Source organism: Kineococcus vitellinus (genome assembly GCF_009906315.1).
GTDB lineage: Bacteria > Actinomycetota > Actinomycetes > Actinomycetales > Kineococcaceae > Kineococcus > Kineococcus vitellinus.
The window spans coordinates 1-7,818 of the sequence record NZ_JAAALL010000211.1; the positions used below are offsets into that span (position 1 = coordinate 1).

The 7,818-nt window shown below is 78.0% G+C and carries 7 protein-coding genes; 3 read left to right on the forward strand and 4 right to left on the reverse strand.

The genetic code is table 11. The annotated features are described in order from the left end of the window. Positions 1-3 precede the first annotated feature (3 nt). The 3 genes from GTQ99_RS16495 to GTQ99_RS16505 are packed head-to-tail and all read left to right on the forward strand — an operon-like array spanning position 4 to position 4,651. Positions 4-945 carry an AAA family ATPase gene (locus GTQ99_RS16495; protein WP_420814575.1) on the forward strand — a complete coding sequence of 314 codons (942 nt, stop codon included), beginning with the start codon at positions 4-6 and terminating at the stop codon, positions 943-945. Continuing rightward, positions 942-2,324, forward strand: a complete 1,383-nt coding sequence (locus GTQ99_RS27045; RefSeq protein WP_166616825.1) for a DUF58 domain-containing protein — start codon at positions 942-944, stop codon at positions 2,322-2,324. The genes GTQ99_RS16495 and GTQ99_RS27045 overlap by 4 nt, the downstream gene beginning before the upstream one ends. Beyond that, positions 2,321-4,651, forward strand: coding sequence for a transglutaminaseTgpA domain-containing protein (locus tag GTQ99_RS16505; RefSeq protein ID WP_166616826.1), 2,331 nt, complete (start codon positions 2,321-2,323; stop codon positions 4,649-4,651). The genes GTQ99_RS27045 and GTQ99_RS16505 overlap by 4 nt, the downstream gene beginning before the upstream one ends. A 147-nt stretch (positions 4,652-4,798) precedes the next feature. Here the strand turns inward: GTQ99_RS16505 and GTQ99_RS16510 are convergent, their stop codons facing one another. From GTQ99_RS16510 to GTQ99_RS16525, 4 genes are all read right to left on the reverse strand, one after another. Beyond that, complete coding sequence (locus GTQ99_RS16510; protein ID WP_166616827.1) at positions 4,799-5,200, reverse strand: DUF3040 domain-containing protein; 402 nt, start codon at positions 5,198-5,200, stop codon at positions 4,799-4,801. Positions 5,201-5,382: 182 nt separating this feature from the next. Then, positions 5,383-6,624, reverse strand: a complete 1,242-nt coding sequence (gene dinB, locus GTQ99_RS16515; protein WP_166616828.1) for a DNA polymerase IV — start codon at positions 6,622-6,624, stop codon at positions 5,383-5,385. 21 nt (positions 6,625-6,645) lie between these two features. Continuing rightward, the gene (locus tag GTQ99_RS16520; RefSeq protein WP_166616829.1) at positions 6,646-7,419 is read right to left on the reverse strand and encodes a methyltransferase domain-containing protein; all 774 of its coding nucleotides are present in this window, start codon (positions 7,417-7,419) and stop codon (positions 6,646-6,648) included. Between the two features lie 151 nt (positions 7,420-7,570). After that, positions 7,571-7,818, reverse strand: a 248-nt coding sequence (locus GTQ99_RS16525; RefSeq protein WP_166616830.1) for a hypothetical protein, incomplete at its 5' end; no start/stop codon positions are given.

Genomic DNA, 7,818 nt, shown 5'->3' on the forward strand with positions numbered 1-7,818 from the left:
GCGCTGGAGCGCTTGCGGCGCACCGCGGACGCGCTCGCCGCGGCCGTCGAGCGGGTCATCCAGGGCAAGGACGAGACCGTGCGCCTGGCGCTGACGGTCCTCTTCGCCGAGGGGCACCTGCTCGTCGAGGACGTGCCGGGGGTCGGCAAGACCATGCTCGCCAAGACGCTGGCCCGCTCCATCGACGGCACCGTGCGCCGCATCCAGTTCACCCCCGACCTGCTGCCCAGCGACGTCACCGGCTCCAGCGTCTGGAACCAGGAGCGGCGCGAGTTCGAGTTCCGCCCCGGCGCCGTCTTCGCCAACGTCGTCATCGGCGACGAGATCAACCGCGCCTCCCCCAAGACGCAGTCGGCGCTGCTGGAGTGCATGGAGGAGGGGCAGGTCACCGTGGACGGCACCAGCTGGTCGCTGGAGCGCCCCTTCATCGTCTTCGCGACGCAGAACCCCGTGGAGATGGACGGCACCTACCCGCTGCCCGAGGCCCAGCGCGACCGCTTCACCGCCCGCATCTCGATGGGCTACCCCTCCGCCGACGCGGAGCTGACGATGCTCAGCGAGCACGGGGCCACCCGCCCCCTGGACGCGGTCACCCCGGTCGTCGACGCCGACGAGGTGCGCCGGCTCACGCAGGCCGTGCACGGCGTCCACGCCGCCGAGGCGCTCAAGCAGTACGTCGTCGACCTCGTGCGGCGCACCCGCACGCACCCCGACCTGCGCCTGGGCGCCTCCCCCCGGGCCGCGCTGCACCTGCTGCGCACCGCCCGCGCCCGCGCCGCCCTGGAGGGCCGCGACCACGTGCTCCCCGACGACGTGCAGGCGCTGGCCGTGCCCGTCGTGGCGCACCGCCTCATGCTCACCGCCGACGCGCTGCTGGCCGGCCGCGACGGCGCGGACGTCGTCACCGACGTGCTGCGCACGACCGCCCTGCCCTCGCCGCGGTGAGCATCCCGCCGACCACGCCGCCCCCGCGCGGGGCGGTGCGGCTGCGGCCCACGGCGCGCGGCTGGGCCTTCGCGGCCGCCGCGCTCGTCGTGCTCGTGGCCGCCCCGCTGCTCGGGCAGCGCGACATCCTGCGCATCGGCGTGCTGCTGGCGGTGCTGTGCGCGGCGGCCGCGTGGGCCGCCTCCCGGGCCGCCCGTACCCTCGACCTCGTGTCGAGGTCGAGGTCCGGCATCGTGGAGGCGGGCGTCGCCAGCCCCGTCCGGCTGACCGTGAGCGGCCGCGGCCGGGCGGGCGCACGGGTGGTCCTGGAGGACCGGGTGCCGCTCGCGCTGGGCGGGACGGTGCGCCTGGCCGTCCCCCACCTGCACGAGGGCGAGACCCTCGACCTCGAGCACAGCGTGCGCTCGGACGTGCGGGGCTCCTTCACCGTCGGGCCCGCCGCCCTCGTCGCCCGCGACGTGTTCGGGCTGGTGACCGCGCGGCGGCGGGTCGGCGGGACCGCCCTGGTCGACGTGCTGCCGCGGGTGCACCCGCTGCGCGACCTCGTCGTCGGCGACGCCGGCGGCTCGCGGGGCTCCTCCACCGGCGCCGCCGCCACCGGCTCCCCCGACGACGTCTCCATCCGCGAGTACCGCGTCGGCGACGACCTGCGCCGGGTGCACTGGCGCTCCACGGCGCGGCGCGGCGCGGTCATGGTCCGCTCCGACGAGCACCCCGGCCGTCCCGACGTCGTCGTGCTCCTGGACGACCGGGCGGCCGCGCACGCGGGCCGCGGCGCCGCGTCCTCGCTGGAGTGGGCGGTCACCGCGGCGGCCTCCGCCGCGGTGCACCTGCAGCGCCGCGGCCACCGCGTGCGGCTGCTGCACGACGGCACCTTCGACCCGCCCCGGGAGCTGGACGACCCGTCGGCCGCGCGGGGGCTGCTGCGGGCCCTGGCCCGGTTGAGGCCGGGTGCGCCGGACGGGCTGGCCCGCTCCACCGCCCTCCTGGGGCGCGGGGACTCCACGCTGCTGCTGGCCGTGCTCGGCCAGGTCGACGAGGCCGACGTCGCTCCGCTGCTGAGCGCCCGCCCCCCGGGGGTGCCGGCGCTGGCGGTCCTGCAGCGCACCTCCTCCTGGAGCGGCCGGGCGACCGGCGCGGCCGCGCAGGAGCAGGAGCAGGGGCTGGAGCGGGCACAGCTGGTGCTGGCCCGCGCCGGCTGGCGCACGACCGTGGCCGCCGCCGGCGACGACGTGGGCGAGGTGTGGGGACGGCTGGCCGGCAGCGGCGGCGGGCGCGTCGGCGCGGCGGGCCGCGCGGGACGACGCCCGGCGCAGCAGGAGGCGCAGCAAGAGGCGCAGCAGCAGACGCAGCAGGAGACGACGGAGGTGGCCCCGTGACCCGCAGCGCCCGCACCGCCCTGTGGGCGGGTGCCGCCTCCGCAGCGGCGGTCCTGGCGATGCGCCCGCTGGTGGTGTCCTCCGGCTGGCTCGTCGGCGCCCTGGGCGCGGTCTGCGCCGTGACGGGCGCCGGGCTGCTGGTGCGCGCGCTCACCCACCGGCGCGGACCGGCCGTGCTGGTGCAGTCGCTCGTCCTGCTGTGCGTCGTGCTCGTGCTCTTCGGCGGCAGCACCACCGTGCTGGGGGTGCTGCCGACGGCCTCGACGCTGGAGCGCCTGGCCCAGCTCCTCGACGACGGCGTGCAGGTCGTCCGCCGCTACAGCGTCCCCGCCGTCGACCTGCGCGGGCTGCGCCTGCTGCTGGTCGCCGGCTCGGGCCTGGTGGCGCTGGCCGTGGACCTGTTCGCCGTGACGCTGCGCCGGCCGGCCCTGGCGGGGCTGCCGCTGGCGGGGGTGCTGGCGGTGCCGCTGGCCCTGGCCCCGGGCGGCTCCGGCGCCGTGGTCTTCGCCCTCGTCGCCGTCCCCTACCTCGTGCTGCTGGCCGGCGGCTCCCGCCGCGGCTGGGTGCGCTCGCCGGCCCGCGAGGACCGGGGCGCGCTGCGCCGCGGCGGGCGCAGCCGCTCCAGCGCCGGCGCCACCGCCGGCGGCACCGCGGCCGTGGCGATCGCGGTGGCCCTGGCCGTGCCGGCCGCCGTCCCCGCCCTCGACGAGCGGTCGCTGACCATCGACACCGGCCCGGGCGACACCATCGCCGTCATCAACCCGATCCTCAACCTCAAGGCGAGCCTCGGGGCGCGCTCGGACTCCACGATCATCACGTACCAGACCGACCAGGAGGACCCGGCGCCGCTGCGGATCGTCACGGCCGACGTCTTCGACGGCGAGACGTGGGCGCCGAGCACGGGCGCCGACATCCCGCGCAGCCAGCGGGTCCAGGACGGGCTGCCGCGGGCCCCCGGGCTCGGGGACGCCGTCCTCGAGCGCTCGCAGGCGCGCCGCACGACGATCTCGGTGCGCGGCCTGGACCAGACCTACCTGCCGCTGCCCTACCCGGCGCTGCGCGTGGAGATCGGCGGCGAGTGGCTCTACGAGACCGACAGCCTCAACGTCGTCGGCGACGGCGAGACGACGCGGGGCCGGCAGTACGCGGTGAGCCACCTGCAGGTGGAGCCCACCGAGGAGGAGCTGCGCTCGGCGCCCGAGGCCCCCGACGAGGTCCGCTCGCGCTACACCGAGCTGCCCGAGGCCCTGCCGCAGGTCGTGGGCGAGACCGCGATCGAGGTCACCGCCGACGCTGGCAGCGACTACGAGAAGGCCGCGGCGCTGCAGCGCTACTTCCGCTCCACGGGCGGGTTCACCTACTCCACGACCGCCCCCAACGACGGCGGCGCCGACGCGGTCGCCAGCTTCCTGGAGCAGAAGTCGGGCTTCTGCGTGCAGTTCGCCTCCGCCATGGCCGTGATGTCGCGGTCGCTGGGCATCCCCGCCCGGGTGGCGATCGGGTTCCTGCCCGGCGACGAGGGCGGCGACGCCCGGTGGCGGATCAGCGCCCAGGACGCCCACGCCTGGCCCGAGCTGTACTTCGAGGGCGTCGGCTGGGTCCGCTTCGAGCCGACCCCGGCCACCCGCACCGGCCAGTCGCCGGCGTACTCGGTGCCCAGCACCCCGCTGAGCGCCCCGACGGCCTCCAGCAGCGCCGCCCCCCAGGCGACCGGCCCGTCGGCCGCCGCGTCCACCTCGACGGCCCCGGCGACGCCGTCCTCGGAGACCGACCCGCGCTACGCCGAGACGGTCACCGGCTGGGACCGCTTCCTGGCCCTGCCCTGGGGCTGGATCCTCGGCGGGCTGCTGCTCGTCGTCCTCGCGCTCGGCCCGTGGGTGTCGGCGACGCTGCTCGGCCGGCGCCGCTGGGCGCGGGTGCACGACGCCCCCTCCTCCGCGGAGGCCGCCTGGGCGGAACTGGAGGACCGGGTGCACGACCTCGGTGTGCGCTGGGCGCCGTCGGCGACCCCCCGCCAGCGGGCGGCGAGCCTGCTCGGGTACGCCGAGCTGCCCCCGGCGGCGGCGGCGGAGCTGCAGCGGATGCGCGCCGCCGTCGAGAGCGCCCGCTTCGGCGCGGGCACCGCGCCGGGCGCCCCGGCCACCGCTCCGTCCGGTGGTGTGGTCCTCGCCCAGCGCACCGGGCAGGCGGGCCGGCTGGTGCGCGCCCAGGTGGACGTCGTCGTCGACGCGCTGGCCGCCACCCGGCCGCGCTGGGTGCGGTGGCGGGCCCGGCTGCTGCCGATGGCCGGCGTGCGCCGCGGGCTGGACTGGTGGGACCGGGACTGAGCGGACCGGGCGGGGTGGGCGGTCGCGACTGCGCCCCGGCTCGCCCCGCGCGAGCCGGGGCGCAGACGCGACGAGGCGCTGCGGGGATCCGCAGCGCCTCGTCCCGTCCTCGGTGGACCCGTCGCCCTCAGAGCGGCGGGCAGCCGTTCACCACTGACCGCGTCGGCGGTCCCACCGCTGCTCGAGCCGTTCCATGAAGGTCCCGCCCCGCCGCGTCTTGCCCGGTCGCGGTCGGCGCGTGGCGCCCGGGGCGCCCGCGGGAGGCTGACCGGCGGCCGCCCCCGTCCCCCGCGCCGGCGAGAAGGCCCAGATCGTGCCGGCGAGCATGACGATGAAGCCGCCCGCCCCCAGCCAGATCTGGCTCGTGCTGGCTCCGATGATGAGCAGCACGAGCCCCACCACGACGGCGACGATGCCGATGAGGAGGCGCCGCTTGGCGGCGCGACCGTGGCGGGAGCCCCGCATGGCGTTGGCGAACTTGGGATCGTCCGCGGACAGCGCACGTTCCATCTGCTCGAGCAGACGCTGCTCATGTTCCGAGAGCGGCACCTGTACCTCCTGGCGTGCGCACGTTGTAGCCCAAGGATATGTCCGTGGAGCGGTGGACGAAACTCGACTTACCACATCGTCCACCACCGACGGCAGTCCTGCGGTGCGAACGGGGTGTCGCACCCTGCTCCTGAGCGAACGCAGGGGCCGGCCGAGTGGTTCCGCCGCAGGTCAGCGGCCGGTCAGGGGCCCGGCTCGGGCCGGCGCCCGGGCAGCAGCGTGGCCGGTCTCACACTGCCGGCGCCGAAGCGGGCGCCGGCCCGGTCCACCGCGCCGTCGGCCTCGCGCCACCCGCGCTCCCGCTCGCCCAGCGCCAGCTGGTGCGGCTGGCCCGCGGCGTCGGCCAGCCCCTCCAGGCGCACCCCGACCAGCCGCAGCCGCGCCCGCTGCAGCCCCAGCCCGTCGAAGAGGTCGCGGGCGGTGGCGTGGACGAGGCGGGTCACGTCGGTGCGCTCGCGCAGGGTCCGCGAGCGGGTGATCGTCGTGAAGTCCGCGAAGCGGACCTTGAGCACCACGGTGCGCCCGGCCAGCCCGGCCGCCCGGGCCCGCGCCGCCGTCCGCTCGGACAGCCGCAGCAGCTCCCGGTGCACCACCCGGGGGTCGTCGACGTCGCGGGCGAAGGTCTCCTCCGCGCCGATGCTGCGCTCGGGGGCCGCGGCGACGACGGGCCGCTCGTCGCGCCCCCACGCCAGGGCGTGCAGGTGCCGGCCGGTGGCCTCCCCCAGGGCGCGCACCAGCGTCGCCAGGGGGGTGTGCGCGACGTCGGCGACGGTGCGCAGCCCCAGCCGGGCCAGCGCCTCCTCGGTGCGCTCGCCCACCCCCCGCAGGTCCGCGACCGGCAGGGCGTGCAGGAACGCCACCGTCTGCGCGTGCGGCACGACGAGCAGGCCGTCCGGCTTGGCCGCGCCCGAGGCGAGCTTGGCCACGGACTTCGTCGAGGCCACCCCCACCGAGCAGGTGATCCCCTGCTCGTCGGCGATGCGGTCGCGCAGGACCCGGCCGATGCGCGCCGGGCTGCCGAGGCGGCGGACCGCTCCCGCGACGTCGAGGAAGGCCTCGTCCAGGCTGAGCGGCTCGACGAGGGGGGTGACCGAGCGGAAGACCTCCATGACCCCGGCGGAGGCGCGGGCGTAGTCCTCCGGGTGCGGCGCGAGCACCGTGGCCGCCGGGCACAGCCGGCGGGCGCGGCTCATCGGCATGGCGGCGTGCACGCCGTACCGGCGCGCCTCGTAAGTGGCCGACAGCACCACGCCCCGCGCACCGCCGCCGACGACGACGGGCGTGCCCACCAGGTCCGGGCGGCGCAGCAGCTCCACCGAGGCGTAGAAGGCGTCCATGTCCACGTGCAGGACGGTGCACCCGCTGTCGTCCCCGTCCGGCCCCCACCGGCCGGGGGACCCGGGCCGCACCTGCCGACGGCTCACCGCGCACCCGCGCGGCGGGGTTCAGCGGCGGGCGTGCAGGTGCAGGTGCCCGGCCAGCACGCGCAGCTCCGGCGAGCGGGCGGCCACCGCCTCGAGCTCGCGCAGCAGCGCGAGGTCGTCGTCGGACTCGGTGCTGACCGCCGGGACGACGTCGCTGAAGGTCCGGGTGCCCTCGACCGCGGTGACGCTGAAGCCGGCCGCCTCGGCGAGCGCCGTGGCCGAGGCCTGGTCGAAGCGCCGGCGCACCGGGTCGCTGGAGCTCCAGCGGCGGGTGTCGTCGGACAGGACGTGCAGCGCCTGCGCGAGGTGACCGGCCAGGACCCGCGCGAGCACCGTGGCGGGCCACTGCGCGACGAGCAGGCTGAGGCGGCCGCCGGGACGCAGCACCTCGCGGGCGGCGCGCAGCGCGGCCGCCGGGTCGTCGACGACCTCCAGCACGCCGTGGCACAGCAGCACGTCGGCGCTGGCGGGCGCCAGGACCGAGGACAGGTCGGTGGCGTCCCCCTGCACGGCCCGCACGCGCCCGGACAGGCCCGCCTCGACGGTGCGCCGCTGCAGCGCGGCGAGGGCGTCGGGCGAGGGGTCGACGACGACGACCCGGTGCCCGAGCGCGGCGACCCGCACGGCGAGGCCGCCGGTGCCGCCGCCGAGGTCGACGACGGTGAGCTCCCCGGCGTCCCCGGCCGCGTCCTCGGCCGCGTCCTCGGCCGCGTCCCCGGCCGCGTCGGCGAGCAGGTGCTGGACCCCTTCCCAGAGGACCGTCGACGTGCGGGGACGGCCCCGTTCCTTCGCCACTCGTTCCTCCAGGCTGCTGCCGGCGCGACCGCCGGCGCGGCGGTCGTGGTCGGTCCCCACCCTAGACACCCGGCACCGCTGCCCCGGGGCGCGCGCGCCGCGAGCGCCACGCGGGTCACCGCGCGGGCCGCCACCCCGCTCACCAGCCCGCTCACCACCCCGAGCTGCCGGCGCTGGAGTGCCACAGCTTGCGCGGGGTCCGCGCGCGGCGGTGCCCGTCGTCGGCCGGCCCCGCGAGCTCGTCCGCCGCCCCGGCCGCGGAGCGGCGGGAGATCGAGCGGGAGCTGCGCACGTCGTCGCCGGCCGGGCGCAGGTCGGCGTACGGCGACTGCCGGAAGCCGCTGGCGTGGACGAGCACCCGGCCGGCGAGCGGGGGCGGGGCGGCCGCGCCGGGGCGGC